We start from the raw sequence: 16,707 nt of genomic DNA, 5'->3' as shown, positions 1-16,707 counted from the left end.
TCAATCATCCTTTTTGTAGTAGTCGTTCACGAATCCATCTGCATTCAGCGGCAGCCCTGGTGCCCACTCGATCGGCTGTTTCATCAGATCAACCACGTGATCAAGGTCAGCGCGTTCTGCCGGCACGTCCAGTACCACTTCATCGTGTATGGTCATAACGGTTTGATAGCCTGCTGAGGCTAGTCGGTTCAGCGTGACTGCTAGGCAGTCACGAGCGATTGCCTGTACGACGTTTTCCACAAGTTTGCCACCGTAGGTGCTTTGTTTCACCCACTTGTGTTTTTCCTGATCGAGTCCGTAATAGTAAAGGGCATCTTTTTCAAACTGGTTCTGCGCGATGAACGGCTTAACGTAGTAGAGCTTGCGCTTGCTTGGCAGCTGAATGGTCAGGAAGTCAAGACCGTTCACAATATCGCTCTCACGAGCGAAGATTAAGCCGTGTGTTCCAGCTGGTCGTCCATCGTTCATGACAGATAGCGCCGCATTTTCAAAGGCGTACCACATGTTGACGATGTGCTTGCTTGCTGCCCGCCACTTCCGCACTATGCTGAGATAGTTGGCGTCGATCATGGCGTCTCTAGCAAGTTGATACTGATCTTCTCCTGCGTCCTCGGATAGAAAGTCTCCATTTTCGTTGGCGAATACTCTAACTGCTTCATCGCTCATATCATCTGGTCTGATCTTCCCTCCGAAGTCCATGCGCTTCATTGCACCAACACTGCCTTGATAGCCAAGGGCGAGTTCTGCAACTTTGCCCTGTTGCCTCAGTGAAGACCCTTTTTTGATCTGATCGATCGGGATGCCGAACATTTGGGACGCAGACGCTTCATAAATTTTGCCATGTGTGTTGAACACATCTAACCGCCACTGTTCTCCGGAGAGCCACGCAATAACGCGGGCTTCAATCGCTGAGAAATCGGCAACGACGATCTTATGCCCAGGTGCCGGAACAAAAGCCGTCCGTACAAGCTGGCTGAGTACATCTGAGGTGTTCCCATAGGTGAAAGATAGTAAATCAGCTTTCTTGTTCTTCACCAAGTCACGTGCCAAGTCCAAGGTGCTCATATGGTTCTTGCTGAGGTTCTGAACCTGGACAAGCCGTCCTGCCCATCGTCCGGTACGATTGGCGCCGTAGAACTGCAGAAGTCCTCTCACGCGTCCATCAGCGCAGATTGCTGCGTCCATAGCTTTGTATTTCTTAATGCTTGTTTTGGAAAGTTGCTGCCGGATCTCTAGCACCTTTTTCACTTCACCGGTAGTTGTTTTAACGAGTTCAGCGACTGTGTCTTTTTGAAGGTTCTCAACTTCTACACCCTTTTCCGCTAGCCACTTGGTCAGCTGCGCGGCACTGTTCGGGTTATCGAGACCGGTTAATGCCTTTGCTTCATCTTTAAGCTGGGACGTTGATAACTGGTCGATGTAAAGCGCACCGTTAATAAGTTCCTCGTCTAGCTGTATGCCATGGGCATTGGTCTGCATATCGAGTCGCCATTGCTGCCAAACATCATCAGGTACCGGGAAACGCCCGAGCCGTTTCTCGATCTCCATTTCCACTGCAACGTCTTGGTTGTTATAGTCCTTGAACAGCTGCCACTTCTCAGGCTCATGGTGCGGAAGTGTTCGCGTGCGATTGCCATTTCGCTTGTTGGGTGTCGTCGGTGTACAAAAGATTTTAATGAGGTTACGCCCAACGGTCATTTTCTGTTTATCTTGCGGCAGCCCTAGCACTTTAGCGGTAATATCAAGCCCGCTCGTAAAGCCGCAGTACAGTCCGTGTATCATGGTGTCTTGCCACTGTTCAATCGGACTGTGCCAAAACTTGTTCAGCGCGTACCACTCAAATGCTGCGTTGTATGCATGCTTGATGACGTTTGGATCAGCCAAGGCATTGATCACTTCTTGCGGCACGGTCTCACCTTGCAAAAGATCAATCGTGATGACCTCACCACCATTAAAAGAGTAAGAGAGTAATAGGATTTCAAAGTCGTCTGACTGGATGTATTTGTACGATCCGCTCTTACTGATTTCCACACTTGAAAACGTTTCAAGGTCAATATTTAAGTGACTTTTAGGTAAATTTAAAGAGGGCATAACTGGATGCCCTCTGTTTAGTTGTTCATTCATTGGTCAGCACCTCACAGAAATTGCCCAGTTAATGGATCAAATCGCTGGCCTTGTCCTTGTGTTTGACCATATGGCTGAGGTGCTGCTGGTTGAGCAGTCTGGCCATATGCCTGCTGACCGTATGGCGGTTGCTGATACTGCGGAGCTGCCTGAGCAGGTGCACCGCCGAAGTCACTACCTGCATCCGGAGCAGAAGCACCTAGCGGTTCGCCATCACGAGTTTTCATGACGTTAGTCGAGATATAAGCACCGACACCTTTGTTACCGTTGCTGTTGTATGGTGCAAAGTTAACTGCAATACGTCCGAACATGCCGCTGTAAACTTCAGTTGCATCCATAATTGGTTGTAGATCCGGACCAACAATCTTTGGCGGATAATCTGTGCCGCTGCTTACCGCAAGCACCCAGTGTCCTTTGCATTCAGGACCGTATGGTAGTCCGTCGCTTTCCTTTACACCGTCGCCATCGTGAATTGGCAGCCGGAGCCGTGGCGGAATGACATTGCCCCACTTTTCTGCTTTACCTTTTTGCGTGGCTGCATTAACCGCGGCGTCAAGAGCAGCTTTCGTTTGTGTATGAGCCTTCGGAATAAGCAGTACGGCGCTGAATTTTGGATCGCCGCCGAACGTACTAGCTTTTGGTTTTAGTAGATTTACATAGCTGAAACGAACTTCTTCCGGTGTAACCACACGTGTTGCATAAGAGTTTTGTGAATTTGGCATAATTGATTTAGTCTCCTTTAGTTTTATGGCTACGAAACGATACTTAAGTGCGTCCGTGCCTATTTTTTGTCTTAGTTTACGGAAGGCAGCGCGTTTGCTTTTCTCGGCAATTCCGAAAATGAATTTGCGTGAAACTGCGCTATAAATGCCATACATCAGCTAAAATCCTGTGTTGCTGAGGTAATCGCCTGGCGCTTATCCTTTGCCGGTGCAAGCGTTGGCTTGCCTTGCGTCTTTTCAACAAGTCCGGGTACAACAAGCAGCTCATCGTATTGCTTTTTCTTAAGCAACTTCTCAACCTTTGGAACGGTCAGTGGTACACGATCGTAGAGTATGTTTTCATCAATACCGTGTTCTGTGAGGTAGGCAAAGGCTTTATCCTGGTCAACGTAGTTTCTCGAGCCGCGTCCCTCGACTGCTTTCCATCCAGGAATCTCGTTGCCGGCAAGACATTGGCTGAGTGCGTACTCTTTAACCGCCTTGATCCAGTTATCAAGATGCTGGCCAATGTTAATCACCTTGCCGATTTCCTCATCCGTCAGGAGCGCGGGCTTTTTAACCGGCGCACCAAAGTCTTGTAGTGCTGTAAATTGTCCGGCATAGGCTCGGCACTGTGCTTTTGCCCGGCAGAACCGGCAGTGATCGCCAGGTACAAACTCACCCTCTCCCGCATCTGCCAATGCTGCTTTCGGTTTAACTAAATTCTTACCCCAGATCACAAGATCTTCCCGCCGAAAAACCCATTCGCTGATGTTGTCTAATCTCGGTTGGATAATGGCTAAATGCACCTGCTCAATCGGGTACAAGATGCCGTACTTCTTCAGAGCACCCAGCGCGTATAACATCATTTGCGGATTGTTTTCTGCTGATACTGGAACGCCCTTGCCATACTTAAAATCGTTAAGGAAAAGTGTGTCGCCCTCGATCATGATGCAGTCGGCTGTGCCGAATCCGCCAGGTGCATAATCGCTATAGTCCATCCGCTGTTCGATCGTGACGAACGGTGCGTTCGGTCGGCTCATGGACAGCTCCTTCAGGTACTCAAGGTACGTGTCCGTGTGCTTGTCCATTTCGTCATCGTAGTGCTCGTCGCGCTTGAACTTGTTCATACGTGTGTTATAGGTGCGGCTACTCATTGGCTCGATGAAATACTTCCGCAGCTTGAGTTCGGCGATCTCATGCGCCAGCGTACCTTCCTTTGCATACTCGCTAGTCGTATCTGGGAACTGCTCTTCCAGTCGTGCGCTTGGTGTACAGTTCAGCCACTTATGCGCGCCACTTGCACCAAGCAGCGCATGGCTGCGGTGTGCATGGTCAATCTCTTTGACTGCTGTCATAGCTGTGCACCTAGACCGCGTAGCGCTGTTGCGAAGTCGCCATAACGTTCAACCGGCAGGAAGTTTAGTGCTTGTACCCCAAAAGTCTTGTTAAGCAGATCAATTAACTGCTGCTGTTTTCCGCTGTCCATGAGTTGCCCTGCTGCCTTCGCAAGCTCAGGCAGGGTGTACGTTTTGGCTGTAGTCGGTACGGTTGTTGGTACTGACTGAACTGGAGCCGTCTGCGGCTGTGTGACTGGCTGTTGTGGTGCGGCAGTTGGCACAGCTTGATAAGTTGGCGCCTGCTGAACTGGCGCGGTTTGTTGCACTGTTTGAAGTGCCTCAGCGGTAGTTGTTATCGGTTGAACAGGCTTCGGGTCTTCATCAGGATGTTGTAGTTCTGCATTGGCGTTCCATTTCTGTTCGCGCATCAATGCAGCGGCGCTTTTGTCGCCGAGTGCAGCGGCAAGAAGTGTGACAGCTTGTGCCAATTTATCGGCTTCAGGTAGGTGTATGGTAATTTCCATGCATAAATCAGTCCTTTCGTGCTATACTGAGCACAGGTAGATTTGTTTAGTCGTCTTTGCAGAGACGGCTTATTTTATTGGCTTGATTGATATTCCTTCATTAATCAGCATCAGGTTAAATAAAACGCCTTTTGCAAAATCTTGAAGATGCTGTTGCATCACATCGTCAAAATCAGGATCGTTCATGATTCTACGAATTTTAATTAATTCATTAACCGATGCCATAGAAGTAATCCGTTTAATTTGATCAGGTGCATTGATGCTTTGTTTTAAATCAATGATGTGTGCTTCAAGCTTTTCTTTTGCTTCCGGTGTCATTGGCTGTCACCCCCCTTTCATTTGGCTTCAAGCAGACGTTTAAGATCTCCCACCCCCTTTCGTTGACTTTCTTTTCATCCACCAATCATCAACAAGCGCATAAGTGATAAGTACGACTACTGATACAGCAAGTTCTGACCAAGCTCCTACGGTAAGTGCCAATCACTTTGCCTCCTCTCGTTGATTGACATTGATATCAATTGCTTGTTTGCTGCCGTCCATGACTGACAAATGAATACGTTTGTTGCTAAAGATCGTTTGCATCTGAGCTAGTCTAAACGCCACTGCAAGGGCTTCGTTGATGGTGTCATACTTCGTTTTCTTACAACCATGAATGTGGTCAACTACCCGATACATCACTGCCCCTCCCCACTTCGTTCTGTCGGCATAGGTGGTCGTAATGGACGAGGAAACGTTGGTACGTTTCAAGGCCCATGACCCAGGACAGATCATCGATTAGATTTTGTGCTTTTTCAGCGTCAGTCATTGGGCTTGTACCTCCTCGCAATCCGATCCTAGCCAGGTGTCGATCTCATCAAGGTCAAAAATCAGAACTCGTGGAGATGGCTTACTAAACGGAATCGAATTTGTTCTTTGCAAGGTTTGAATCGTGCTACGTGACATTGGGCAACCAATTGAATCTAAATAATCAGATAATGCTTTTGCACCTCGAACCTTTCTCATTTACCCCACTTCCTCTTCACTACAGTTTATCTGTAGTTTAGGATTAAAAAAAATAATGCTGTCTAACTTGATACCAGTGATCCGAGAAAAATTCATACCGTCATTCATGCGAAATACTTTGCGGTATTTTTCGTATTGAATGTACGTTTTCTCAGACATACCAAGTCGTTCAGCCATTTTCACTTGAGTAAGGCCAGCCAAAATTCTTGCTTGAGCAATTGTGTACCTCATGTTCTCACCTCCCGATATCCAAATATTACTACAGATTTTCTTTACTTGCAATAACAATTTACAGATTTTCTGCATAAAAATAATTTTTATTGAATATAATACAGAAATACTGTACATAATTACAGATACAGTGTACAATATAAATAACAAAAGGAGGATTTATAAAGATGAAGCTAGGGGAAAAGATTAAATCATTACGTAAGCGTGAAGGATTAACACAGGCTGATCTTGCTAAGAAATTAGGTGTCGCACCGACTGCAGTATCCGCATGGGAACGTGATGATAATCGTCCTTTAATGGATAAGCTCTCCATTTTATCTAAAATTTTTGGAGTTTCCGTTACATACTTCTTTGATAAAGAAGATGTAATCAGGGAGACGAATGAAAATTATGAAGTATCGCCAATTGTGGAATTACCGATTGTTGGTAAAGTTTCTTGTGGTAACGGTATAGTCGCACTGGAAGAAATTGAAGGTTACGAAGCAACCCCAAAAAACTGGCTGAATGGTGGCGAATATTTTTATCTCCGGGCTAAGGGCGACAGTATGGAAGGTGCACGTATCCACGATGGAGATCTGCTGCTGATTAGAAAACAAGAAGAAATAGAAGATGGAGAAATAGCCGCGGTTTATTTTGACGGTGAAGCCGTTTTAAAGCGGGTATATAAACAGAATGGAACATTAATCCTCCAGTCAGAAAATCCAAAGTATAAGCCTATCATCATTACAAGCGGTGAAGTAAAGATCATTGGTAAATTGAAGAAATTGGTTGTCGCTTTTTAACATAATCTGCCCTTTTTATCGGGCCCTTTTTATCCTATACATAGAACATACATTCCCTTGAAAGGAGGTGAGAATGAAAATGGCATCGTACCAGGAGATCGCACCAAACAAATTCAAAATATATGTAGACGTAGAAACAGAAGAAGGACAGAAAAGAAAACGTAGAACAAAAACAATCGTTGCCAAATCAGATCGTGCTTTAAAAAAAGCCATTACTGAATTTGAAATTGAAGTAAGTAAGCAAAGCGAAAACTTATCTAAAATAAAATTTGAACAGTTTGCCGATCGGTGGATGAATGTGTATGTACGTCCAAAGCTTACGGTCAAAACGCGTAATACCTATAAAACATGTCTTGATAATGGACCGATCGATTATTTTGGTGATATGCAACTTGCTAAAATAAAAACATACCATGTAGAAAAATTCTTCGCTGAACAAAAGAAGATCAATGCTGGATCGTTGAAAGGAAAATATTTATGCTTATGTAGTATCTTTACAAAAGCGGTCAAGTGGGGTGTGATTGAAAATTCACCGATGAAAAATGTTGATGAGCCACAGGAGCGTTCAAAACGTGAAAGACCGTTTAAAGCATATACAGAAGTACAATTAAAAAAAGTTCTAGCAGTTCTCGATCGTGATGCTTTTAAAAAGCTACGAATACAGTCAAAATTAGCTTGCTTTGTTGGATTACGTTTGGCAGAGATCGCAGGATTACGAAAAGATTGTTTTGACTTTGTGCATAACAAAATACGTATCGATCGAACACTTCAATATGATAAAGAAACAAAAAAGTTTTTTCTCGGTCCGGTTAAAAATAAAATGCCGCGGATAGTCAATGTGCCGCAGAAATTTATGCAGGGCGAGTTGAAGGAATACGTATATTGGCATAACTGGCTGCAAAAGAAATGTGGGGAAGCATGGAAACCACTTATCATAAATAAGCAGCCAATTGATTTGCTTTTCACAAATGAAATCGGCTACCCAAACCATATAAACAGTATGGGGAATGAATGGATAAAGTTTTTAAAAAAACACCCTAATCTTCCTTACCTCAATTTTCACGGACTTAGACATACATGTGCATCTCTGCTTGTACTAAAAGGCGTAAATTTTAAGATCATTCAGGAGCAGTTAGGGCATAAGAATATTCGCGAAACAATCGAAACGTACAGTCATTTGGAGGAATCGAGTAAAGCTGAAGCGTTAGATAAGTTAGATGAGGTTCTATAGTTTGTCACTTTTATGTCACTCGATGAATATTGCCAGTTAAAAAAGCTTTAGTTAAAGCTCATTTTAGCGGTGGATGGACGATCGATGCGTTCAAGCTTCCGACGAAGATTGTCTTCTTTTGCAAGACTTGGTTCTTGGTATTGAGAAACAAAACTGTAAAATGTTCTTGTTTAAGTGTGCGCATCTCTTCCATAACAAAATCTGCGCCATCTTCCGGTGAACGAATTGTATAACGAGAATGAGGCAATCCTCTGGCCATACGCTGTCCGATCTCAAAGCTTGCCAGGAGTTGAACCGCTTTCGCCTCTCCGATCCCTTTCACCTGTTTCAATTCTTCAATGCTCGCCTCTCTCAGTAGTTCAAGGCCCTCGAATTGGCTGAAAAGGCGCTCAGCAAGTTGCATGACGGATTCATTCCTTGTTCCAGAATGAAGCAATAGAGCAAGTAATTCTTGATTGGATAATGAAGCGGCACCATTTCGGATCAAACGTTCTCTAGGTCGGTCATCCTGTGGTATATCTTTCATCATCACGTTTTTGTTCATGTTTCGGCTCCCCCATTCTCTGAAGACAATACCATTTACCTTACACTTTACCGTTGCTGGTACACTTCTGCAGAATGGGAAAAGCCAAAAAAGCCCTGTTTAATCAATTAGTCGCTCATTATTTTCGACGATAAACCTGTATTTATGTCAATAAAGCGCAAAAATAGGGTAATTTATTTTTTTCCAGTTTGAATGAAACGGTTATATTCAATAACTGATTCAAGGAGCGTTTGTTGATAATGTGCGAAGTGGTCATCAGTATACCCAAACGACACTGTTTTTGCAGCCTCTCGAGCTAAAGAAAGATCGGTTAGAAAACGGTTCGTTTCCGGATCTTTTACCGAGGATCCCTTCTGTTTACAAATGGTATACCATTTTTCCATCGTTTTAATTGTACGTGATGACGGCGACTTTTTGCCTAATTCTACTTGATCAGATAGGTCAAGCATTGTCATGATTAACTTGTTCCCATAATATGCCACCGTGGCACGTCGATCATCACCTTGAAAAAGTGAAGTTGGTTTGATTGCTATTTGTTTTTTGAAAACAGTCATGCCTAACTGTTTATTGTGCATTAGTAATGGTTCTGAGCCGGTTGCTGTCTTTGAAATACCAACAAATATTGCCGTTCCTTCAGATGTAGGCATGACCGCAGCAGAACCTTGTTCCTTGAGTTTGGTGGCCATTTGGGTTGCTGTACTTCTCGATTCAAAGACGCCAGCCTGGATCATATAGACCGACAAGTTGAGATTACGGCGCTGAACGGTTTGCGCTTCTTCCGTTGTATTCACACTACTTTTACCAAGCCTACTTCCCTTAATCATATTGTTTTGTTCACTAAGGATCATTAACATAGACAGTCCGATCACGAGTCCGACAACTATTGCAGCAGTTCCGGGTAACCAGAACATACGAATCATCCGTAGAGGTCGCATGTGCTGATTCTGATTCGTTTTCCAACCCTTTTTCTTTTTGAAAAGGGTTGGTTTGTGGCGACTAAGCGGATCATGATCCCTATCTGAAAAAGTTCGTGATTGCTCACTTTGCAACGTATGTTCATGAGAAGAAAAAGCGCCATGCCAATCCAAAGATGTATCCTTATCAGCAGCAGTTTCTGTTCTTGTCCACTCATCAAGGCTATGTTTTTCCCCATTTATCATGACCGTCACGTGGGGCTTCTGTTGTTTCTTTTCGGGCACATTGATCCCCCTTCACAGTGAGACAAGCTTTTCTTTCAAAGATAGTAGCACAGAATATATAAAAAAAGACAAGACATTTGTCGTCTTGTCTAAAACTTTTTTCGCTATTATTCATGTTGTTCTTCTCATTTGCAATACTGAGAGTAAAATCAAAAGGTAAAACGATCATACATAGCGAGCAACTCGATTTTTGCCTTTCTGCTTAGCACCTTTATACATCGCATGATCTGCATTGTAAATCAATTCCGAGGATTCTGTTGCATCAGCTGGTGCAGTTGAGGTACCTAAGCTAATCGTTACATAGATTTGGTCGTAACGATTGTCAGATTCATTGAAAATCATAAACGGTTCGGCAGCAACAGCGAGTCGAATCGTTTCCGCGACCGCAAAGCAGAGATTTCGATCAAGTCCCGGAAGAAGAACGGTAAATTCCTCCCCACCATATCTTGCGACAATACCTTTATGACCAACCGTTTTTCTTAAGCGGTTAGCAACGCCAATCAGAATGGCATTACCGTTTTGATGTCCATAAGTATCATTGATTCTTTTAAAATTATCAATATCTAACATAATAATAGAAAAAGACTCTAATGCTGGATTATTGAATAACTTGCTTATTGCCTTCATTAAGTACCGATAATTAAATAGATCAGTAAGCGGACAACGCTCACTTTCTTTTTTCCGAATTTCAAAATTTTTGGCGTTTTCTAGGGCAATGGCCAGAAAGTCGCCAACAATTTCCATCCCTATTCTACTGGTCTTTGTATACGCTTTGTTGATGTGTGAGGCAAGTGTCATCACACCCAGAACTTGCCCGCGGTGCATCATCGGAACAGATAGGTATGATCTTGCTCGTCCATCAGAGAGCGCGTCTAGGAATGGGTACATCTCACCAGCATTTCCAGAACCAATCACCGCTTTTGCTTGGCGATATACGCGCAGACTAATATCAGCTTCTTGTTGGAAGGGAACAAATGATTCTCCCTCGTCCTTACGAAACATTCGAATGAGTTTCGGTTTCTCGGGTTTGGTATACATAACAACATAGAGATAGTCAACAGGCAGTATGTCTGGCATTTTCTCAAAAAGCAAATCCAATACACGCTTGACAGAAAGTTCTTCTGTAAGCTGTTGACCAAGATGATTCACACTTTGAAGAAATTTAATTAATTCTTGGCTATTGTTAATGAGACGAACGATGACCGAGAGTGTAACCATAGGAACAGCAATAATCATCATTCCGAGCCAACCTTTGGTTCCATACATGAGATAAAAGGCAATACCAAGAGGCATCATCATTGCCGTCACAACAATTTCCCATACAGCATCCTTATCAAATACTTTTGCTTTCACCGGGAGGCTAAGCAACCATCTCCTGATTAAGTCAAGGCATAGTGTATTCACGAGATATGCTGAAAGATAAAAACCAATAATTGGAATTAAACTAAGATCAAGAACATTACCCGAAACGACACCTATTTCCCCGCCTAGCGCGTAATATGCACTGCCGGCGGAAAGGGAAACTAAGAGAAACATCACAGAGTTTAGCGGTAATCGATAGACATCGTTTTTTCCAATTCTCTGGGATAGTAGATAAACAAGGATGCCGAATTGTGTCAGTAATGTCTCAACAAATAAACCGAAAATAAGGAATCCGGCAAGCCCTATTCCTTGAAGTGCAATAATATCTGTTCCTTTGACTTTAAAACTGAAAAGAGCGGTGAGCACAAATACTAAGCCTACAGTAATCAGAGAAGAAGGTGTTATATTTCGTGGAGGATCGGTTATATATAAAAGAGGCATAGTAACTATGAATGAGAAAAACCAGATTGCACCGACCACTCGCTGCTTCACTTTGCTCAATCGCACTTCCCCCTTTATAATGACTTGTGCGATTTTCTTAGTTGAAACTGTTCTAAGACTATTTTACTAAGTGTATTGTAGCAAAATAAGGACAAGATGAAAAGCTTTTTCAAAACCTTCTCAACTTTTTACAAAATATGCTGATGAACACCGTCTTTTCTTTTTCTGAAAAATACATCTTTTACAAGCTTTGCAGATGTAATAGTTCATGTCGAACAACGGCAATAAAATAGAGTGAACCGCAAACAAGCAGCATCTCATCTTCATTGGTTTGTTGCATCAGCTGATGTAACGCAGATTTCCAGTTGGCCTGATTACTTTTTAATTTGTGCAGCGAAGCAGCATAGAGAAGGTCGCTGCTTGCAGCACGAGGATAATCAAATGTTGTCAGGGTTACGTCATGAACTACTGTCTCAATCAATCGGATCATTTTCACATACTCTTTATCTTGCAAAGCGGCATAGAGCAAATGAATTTTTTTGCCGGAATAGTACCTTTTTACCGTATTCACAAGTGCCTCAGTTCCCTGGACATTATGTGCACCATCAATGATTACAAGTGGTTTTTTTAACATCCGTTCAAATCGTCCCGGCCATGCTGCATGCTCAAGCCCGGTCTGTATTGCTTGATCATCAACCTCAATTCCGCAGTAATTTTTAAGATATCCGACAGCCATTAGTGCTGCAGCCGCATTTTTCAGTTGATGTTCGCCTTTCATATGAATGGTAAGATCAGATCGAGTAAAAATCGTCGATTCAAAATCAAAATGTTCCCCCTGTTCGTCATGACCATGTGCATGTACCTGAAATTCCTGTCCAAGGACAAACAGTTTTGCTTTCTTTTCCTCCGCTTTCCCACGGATCACCTGAAGTGCATCGGGATGTTCTGCAGAAGTGACAATGCCAACACCTTCTTTAATAATCCCTGCCTTCTCGAAGGCAATTTCTGAAATGGTGTTGCCAAGTAATTTCATATGATCCATAGCAACATTTGTAATCACGGAAACAAGCGGATGAATCACATTCGTCGAATCCAATCGCCCACCAAGACCTACTTCATAAATAACAAGATCACACGGATTAAGCTGACCGAAATAGACAAAGCTGATCATGGTCACCACTTCAAATTCCGTTGGAGTACCCAGATCAGTTTCTTGATCAACTGCAAGCGTCAATGGGTAAACACTATTAGCCGCTCTCACAAGATCATCGTTACTGATCGGCGTTCCATTTACCATCATTCGTTCATTAAAGGTTGTAATGTAAGGAGATATATAGGTACCAACCTTGAAACCGGCTGCCTCAAAAATATGCCAAAGATAGCATACCGTCGAACCTTTACCGTTGGTTCCTCCAACATGGATGGTGCGCATCGTTTTTTCCGGATTTCCAAGCTTTGTCAGCATCCATTCCATCCTTTTTGTTCCGGGTTTGATCCCATGGGGAATTAAACCGTGTATCCATTGTAGTGTTTCATCAATTGTTTCAAACATGATTAGCCCTCCAGTTAACTAAATGATTTATCGTGATGTCACTATGCGCAGAGATCGAACTGATCTGAACTTATCAAAAATTACACAATTCTTTCTAATTATTAGGAACAACTGAGCGATGTCCCGCATCTTCACTGCTTTTCTTATCTTTGTAAAAAAACGGTGGCGGGCAGTCAGCTCCCACCACCGTCATCAGTGATTGAATGGTCCATTCTTATTTTACACGATGATCAAGTAGAAATAATACTTAGTGATCATCGTGTCCATAATCTGTTTATATAAAGATCTTTAACGGAAGTCATCCATTTTCTCTAATCACCGTATTCGTTATTTTGTCAAGTGGATGTCTCCGTAAGCATTCATGACTATTCAATTCTCTATCTACAGTTATGCCTTAAGTTCAGCAATTCTTGCCTGAAGTTTATCACGTTTTTGCATATAGTCTGCTTGTTTTTCTCGCTCTTTGTTCACTACTTGTTCTGGTGCTTTATCAACGAACCTTGGATTACTTAACTTCTTTTCCACGCGTTCTACTTCAGCGTTCATTTTCTCCAGTTCTTTCATGAGCCGACTAATTTCATCCTCAATGTTGATCAATCCAGAGAGTGGCAAATAAATATCCGCACCGGAAATGACCGCAGAAACAGCTTTATCAGGTGCTTGAATAGCCGTGCTGATCAGCAAACGCTCAGGATTGCAGAAGCGTTCAATATAGTCTTTGTTTGCTTCGAAAATAGCTGTTTCACGATCGGATACCGTTTTGATCAGCATATCCACTGGTTTCTTTGGTGCAACATTCATTTCTGCACGAATATTACGTACAGAGCGGATCACATTTTGAAGAGCGCGCATGTCATTTTCAGCATCCGCATCGTTCCATTCGGGATGAACCGTCGGCCATTGGCTATGCATGATCGTTGCCCCTTCATGAGGGATATGCTGCCAGATTTCTTCAGTTACAAAAGGCATAATCGGATGAAGCAATTTTAAAATTTTGTCCAGTACATAAGTAAGTACGGATTTGGTTGTCTTTTTTGCAGCATCATTTTCACCATAAAGCGGTAATTTCGCCATTTCAATGTACCAATCACAGAAATCATCCCAGATGAATTGATACAGGTAATGGCCGGCTTCACCGAAATCGTAGCTTTCGTAAAGTGCCGTCACCTTTTCAATCGTTGCATTCAAACGTGTCATGATCCAACGATCTGCAACCGAAAGTTCACCAGAAAGATCCATATCTTCGAGTGTGAATCCTTCAAAATTCATAATGACAAAACGTGAAGCATTCCAGATTTTATTGGCAAAGTTCCAATTGGCTTCCACTTTTGACCATTGGAACGTGAGATCTTGACCTGGGGTTGTCCCTGTTGCCAATGTATAGCGAAGCGCATCTGCGCCGTATTTTGCAATGACATCCATTGGATCAATGCCATTTCCAAGCGACTTACTCATCTTCCGTCCTTGCTCATCACGTACGAGACCGTGAATCAGCACATCTCTAAATGGGCTCTTGCCGGTAAATTCTGTGGACTGGAACATCATACGTGCAACCCAGAAGAAGATAATATCATAACCGGTGACCAGAGCGTTGGTTGGAAAATAATGTTTGAAATCAGCAGCTTCTTCATCCGGCCAGCCCATTGTTGAAAAAGGCCAGAGTGCAGAACTGAACCAAGTATCCAAGACATCTTCATCCTGTTTCCAGTTCTCAATATCGTTTGGCGCTTCCATTCCTACATAAACTTCACCGGTTTGTTTGTTATACCAAGCCGGGATACGGTGACCCCACCATAGCTGCCTTGAGATGCACCAATCACGAATATTTTCCATCCAATGCTTATAAGTCCCTTCAAAACGTTCGGGAACAAAATTTACTTTGTCCTTACTTTTTTGCATGTCGAGTGATGCATCGGCGAGTGGCTGCATTTTTACAAACCATTGCGTCGACAAAATGGGTTCGACAACGACACCGGTTCGTTCTGAGTGACCAACCGTATGCGTATGTTCTTCAACATATGCGAGCGCACCAGCTGTTTCAAGATCTTTCACAATTTGCTTACGGCATTCGTCACGATCCATTCCTTGATATGTACCCGCATTCTCGTTCATTTTACCGGCTTCATCAATGACAAGAATACGCGGTAAATGATGGCGATTGCCTACTTCAAAGTCATTTGGATCATGCGCAGGAGTAATCTTCACAGCGCCGGTTCCAAAAGATTGGTCAACGTAACTGTCGGCAACAATTGGAATCTCCCGTCCCACAATCGGTACTATGGCTGTTTTGCCCACAATATCTTTATAACGTTCATCATCAGGATGAACCGCAATGGCGGTATCTCCAAGCATAGTTTCAGGACGCGTCGTCGCAATCTGAATCGAACCTGTTCCATCGGATAGCGGATAATTCACATGCCAGAGAAAGCCAGGAACCTCTTTATAAATAACTTCAATATCGGACAACGCCGTCCGTGCTGCCGGATCCCAGTTAATGATGTATGCGCCACGGTAGATCAACCCCTTTTCATAGAGCTGAACGAACACTTTGCGAACCGCCTTTGACAAGCCTTCATCCAGTGTGAATCGCTCTCTTGAATAGTCCAAGGATAAGCCAAGCTTTGCCCATTGTTTTCGAATAAAAGTGGAATATTCTTTTTTCCATTCCCAAGCTACTTCAAGGAATTTCTCACGGCCAAGATCATAACGTGACTTTCCCTCTGCACGCAGTTTCGCATCAACCTTTGCTTGTGTCGCAATACCCGCATGATCCATGCCGGGAAGATACAGCGCATCATAGCCTTGCATCCGTTTGAACCGGATGAGCAAATCCTGCATCGTTGTATCCCAGGCATGTCCGAGATGAAGTTTACCTGTTACGTTTGGTGGCGGAATAACGATCGAATACGGTTTCTTCTCCGGATCGCCTTCTGCTTTAAAATAATCGTTTTCCAGCCAAGTCTTATACCATTTTTCTTCAGTCTGGCTGGGATCATATTTGGTTGCTAATTCTTTATCCATCCTGAACCGCTCCTTAATGAAACTTATACTGTATGCTCATCGTGTCAGTGAACGTCAAAAAGAGCTTTCTCCATCGCAAGGACGAAGAAAGCTCCGTGGTACCACCTATAATTTACGTGCATGAAACACGCCTCATTCATTCGATAACGGAAACTCCGGTCATTCCTACTAGACGACAAGTGTTGTTCAGAAAGACTGCTCAAGGGTTACTTCGATATCGTGGGCTAAAGAAGCTTTTCAGCGTATCGGCTTCTCTCTCTGTTAGCTGAAAGATATGTACTACTCCCTGTCTCAGCATGTTCACTTTGGCACATGAGCTCATGTGTTTTGTACTCATTATATAAACTTTCTACTGCTCTCGTCAATGTTGACTCGAATTTTTTTTATAATCGGCTTTGCACAAGCATCATACAGTGTACATAAACTACAAATAGCCAAGTTAAATGCTATCCAGAGAGGTGCTTCCCTATGTTTAAGAACAATCGTTTTCAACCGTTCTTTAAAAAATGTCGTGAAGGTTTGAGTATTATTGTACTTCCACTCGCTATTTTTCAATTACTCCGTACTATTTTTTTGCCAACAACCATGGATGTACTGCTCTGCGCCCTACTCTTCTTTATCTATGTCGGTTTTTTAAAAAAATGGCTCTAGTA

The 16,707-nt window shown here is 43.2% G+C and carries 17 protein-coding genes, 2 pseudogenes and 1 other annotated feature; of the genes and pseudogenes, 3 read left to right on the top strand and 16 right to left on the bottom strand.

Features of this window, described 5'->3' with window-relative positions; translation table 11 throughout:
* The 11 genes and pseudogenes from NIE32_RS05335 to NIE32_RS05295 all read right to left on the bottom strand — a co-directional run bounded on the left by NIE32_RS05335 (window position 1) and on the right by NIE32_RS05295 (window position 5,922).
* Window positions 1-2,124, bottom strand: coding sequence for a DNA polymerase (locus NIE32_RS05335; RefSeq protein WP_253053692.1), 2,124 nt, complete (start codon window positions 2,122-2,124; stop codon window positions 1-3).
* Between the two features lie 11 nt (window positions 2,125-2,135).
* Window positions 2,136-2,846: a DUF2815 family protein gene (locus NIE32_RS05330; protein WP_253053690.1), complete on the bottom strand. Its 711-nt coding sequence runs from the start codon at window positions 2,844-2,846 to the stop codon at window positions 2,136-2,138.
* 42 nt (window positions 2,847-2,888) lie between these two features.
* Window positions 2,889-3,002: pseudogene (locus tag NIE32_RS14445) on the bottom strand (hypothetical protein); the annotation flags it as partial.
* On the bottom strand, window positions 3,002-4,183 hold the full coding sequence (locus tag NIE32_RS05325; protein WP_253053688.1) for a DUF2800 domain-containing protein: 1,182 nt from the start codon (window positions 4,181-4,183) through the stop codon (window positions 3,002-3,004). The pseudogene NIE32_RS14445 and the gene NIE32_RS05325, both read right to left, overlap by 1 nt.
* Window positions 4,180-4,689, bottom strand: a complete 510-nt coding sequence (locus NIE32_RS05320) for a hypothetical protein (protein WP_253053686.1) — start codon at window positions 4,687-4,689, stop codon at window positions 4,180-4,182. Before NIE32_RS05320 ends, NIE32_RS05325 begins: the two co-directional genes overlap by 4 nt.
* A 69-nt stretch (window positions 4,690-4,758) precedes the next feature.
* The gene (locus NIE32_RS05315) at window positions 4,759-5,007 is read right to left on the bottom strand and encodes a hypothetical protein (RefSeq protein WP_253053684.1); all 249 of its coding nucleotides are present in this window, start codon (window positions 5,005-5,007) and stop codon (window positions 4,759-4,761) included.
* A 39-nt stretch (window positions 5,008-5,046) separates the two neighbouring features.
* Window positions 5,047-5,169: a hypothetical protein gene (locus NIE32_RS14215; protein ID WP_290443463.1), complete on the bottom strand. Its 123-nt coding sequence runs from the start codon at window positions 5,167-5,169 to the stop codon at window positions 5,047-5,049.
* Window positions 5,170-5,364, bottom strand: coding sequence for a hypothetical protein (locus NIE32_RS05310; RefSeq protein WP_253053682.1), 195 nt, complete (start codon window positions 5,362-5,364; stop codon window positions 5,170-5,172). It abuts the gene before it with no gap.
* Complete coding sequence (locus NIE32_RS05305) at window positions 5,348-5,494, bottom strand: hypothetical protein (RefSeq protein ID WP_253053681.1); 147 nt, start codon at window positions 5,492-5,494, stop codon at window positions 5,348-5,350. Before NIE32_RS05305 ends, NIE32_RS05310 begins: the two co-directional genes overlap by 17 nt.
* On the bottom strand, window positions 5,491-5,691 hold the full coding sequence (locus NIE32_RS05300; protein ID WP_253053680.1) for a hypothetical protein: 201 nt from the start codon (window positions 5,689-5,691) through the stop codon (window positions 5,491-5,493). The genes NIE32_RS05305 and NIE32_RS05300 overlap by 4 nt, the downstream gene beginning before the upstream one ends.
* Entirely contained in the window at window positions 5,692-5,922 is a 231-nt protein-coding gene (locus NIE32_RS05295) for a helix-turn-helix transcriptional regulator (protein ID WP_253053679.1), read from the bottom strand.
* 167 nt (window positions 5,923-6,089) lie between these two features.
* On the opposite strand from NIE32_RS05295, the gene NIE32_RS05290 reads away from it, so the two are divergent.
* A complete protein-coding gene (locus NIE32_RS05290) occupies window positions 6,090-6,704 on the top strand; it encodes a LexA family protein (RefSeq protein WP_253053678.1) in 615 nt (204 codons plus the stop codon).
* Window positions 6,705-6,783: 79 nt separating this feature from the next.
* Window positions 6,784-7,935: a tyrosine-type recombinase/integrase gene (locus NIE32_RS05285; RefSeq protein ID WP_253053677.1), complete on the top strand. Its 1,152-nt coding sequence runs from the start codon at window positions 6,784-6,786 to the stop codon at window positions 7,933-7,935.
* A 70-nt stretch (window positions 7,936-8,005) separates the two neighbouring features.
* Here NIE32_RS05285 and radC read toward each other — a convergent pair.
* The 5 genes and pseudogenes from radC to NIE32_RS05260 form a co-directional block, all read right to left on the bottom strand.
* A pseudogene (gene radC / locus NIE32_RS05280) lies at window positions 8,006-8,479 on the bottom strand (RadC family protein); the annotation flags it as partial.
* Window positions 8,480-8,652: 173 nt separating this feature from the next.
* Window positions 8,653-9,678, bottom strand: coding sequence for a hypothetical protein (locus tag NIE32_RS05275; RefSeq protein ID WP_253053676.1), 1,026 nt, complete (start codon window positions 9,676-9,678; stop codon window positions 8,653-8,655).
* A gap of 165 nt (window positions 9,679-9,843) precedes the next feature.
* Window positions 9,844-11,547, bottom strand: a complete 1,704-nt coding sequence (locus NIE32_RS05270) for a sensor domain-containing diguanylate cyclase (RefSeq protein ID WP_253053675.1) — start codon at window positions 11,545-11,547, stop codon at window positions 9,844-9,846.
* 175 nt (window positions 11,548-11,722) lie between these two features.
* Window positions 11,723-13,033, bottom strand: coding sequence for a bifunctional folylpolyglutamate synthase/dihydrofolate synthase (locus NIE32_RS05265; protein WP_253053674.1), 1,311 nt, complete (start codon window positions 13,031-13,033; stop codon window positions 11,723-11,725).
* Window positions 13,034-13,420: 387 nt separating this feature from the next.
* Window positions 13,421-16,054 (bottom strand): valine--tRNA ligase, encoded by a 2,634-nt coding sequence (locus NIE32_RS05260; RefSeq protein ID WP_253053673.1) that lies wholly within the window; start codon window positions 16,052-16,054, stop codon window positions 13,421-13,423.
* 74 nt (window positions 16,055-16,128) lie between these two features.
* Window positions 16,129-16,356 (bottom strand) — a binding site (T-box leader).
* Window positions 16,357-16,522: 166 nt separating this feature from the next.
* Here NIE32_RS05260 and NIE32_RS05255 point away from each other — a divergent pair.
* Window positions 16,523-16,705 (top strand): YszA family small membrane protein, encoded by a 183-nt coding sequence (locus NIE32_RS05255; protein ID WP_253053671.1) that lies wholly within the window; start codon window positions 16,523-16,525, stop codon window positions 16,703-16,705.
* Window positions 16,706-16,707: the final 2 nt, after the last annotated feature.

The sequence above is a fragment of the Sporolactobacillus kofuensis genome, from assembly GCF_024125425.1.
In the GTDB taxonomy this organism is placed as follows: Bacteria; Bacillota; Bacilli; order Bacillales; family Sporolactobacillaceae; genus Sporolactobacillus; species Sporolactobacillus kofuensis.
This window is presented reverse-complemented; position numbering and strand designations above follow the sequence as displayed.

Excerpts from the sequence above, each read along its gene's own strand:
- NIE32_RS05335 (WP_253053692.1), bottom strand. The coding sequence starts at position 2,124 with ATGAATGAACAACTAAACAGAGGGCATCCAGTTATGCCCTCTTTAAAT.
- NIE32_RS05330 (WP_253053690.1), bottom strand. The coding sequence starts at position 2,846 with ATGCCAAATTCACAAAACTCTTATGCAACACGTGTGGTTACACCGGAA.
- NIE32_RS05325 (WP_253053688.1), bottom strand. The coding sequence starts at position 4,183 with ATGACAGCAGTCAAAGAGATTGACCATGCACACCGCAGCCATGCGCTG.
- NIE32_RS05320 (WP_253053686.1), bottom strand. The coding sequence starts at position 4,689 with ATGGAAATTACCATACACCTACCTGAAGCCGATAAATTGGCACAAGCT.
- NIE32_RS05315 (WP_253053684.1), bottom strand. The coding sequence starts at position 5,007 with ATGACACCGGAAGCAAAAGAAAAGCTTGAAGCACACATCATTGATTTA.
- NIE32_RS05310 (WP_253053682.1), bottom strand. The coding sequence starts at position 5,364 with ATGTATCGGGTAGTTGACCACATTCATGGTTGTAAGAAAACGAAGTAT.
- NIE32_RS05305 (WP_253053681.1), bottom strand. The coding sequence starts at position 5,494 with ATGACTGACGCTGAAAAAGCACAAAATCTAATCGATGATCTGTCCTGG.
- NIE32_RS05300 (WP_253053680.1), bottom strand. The coding sequence starts at position 5,691 with ATGAGAAAGGTTCGAGGTGCAAAAGCATTATCTGATTATTTAGATTCA.
- NIE32_RS05295 (WP_253053679.1), bottom strand. The coding sequence starts at position 5,922 with ATGAGGTACACAATTGCTCAAGCAAGAATTTTGGCTGGCCTTACTCAA.
- NIE32_RS05290 (WP_253053678.1), top strand. The coding sequence starts at position 6,090 with ATGAAGCTAGGGGAAAAGATTAAATCATTACGTAAGCGTGAAGGATTA.
- NIE32_RS05285 (WP_253053677.1), top strand. The coding sequence starts at position 6,784 with ATGGCATCGTACCAGGAGATCGCACCAAACAAATTCAAAATATATGTA.
- NIE32_RS05265 (WP_253053674.1), bottom strand. The coding sequence starts at position 13,033 with ATGTTTGAAACAATTGATGAAACACTACAATGGATACACGGTTTAATT.
- NIE32_RS05260 (WP_253053673.1), bottom strand. The coding sequence starts at position 16,054 with ATGGATAAAGAATTAGCAACCAAATATGATCCCAGCCAGACTGAAGAA.
- NIE32_RS05255 (WP_253053671.1), top strand. The coding sequence starts at position 16,523 with ATGTTTAAGAACAATCGTTTTCAACCGTTCTTTAAAAAATGTCGTGAA.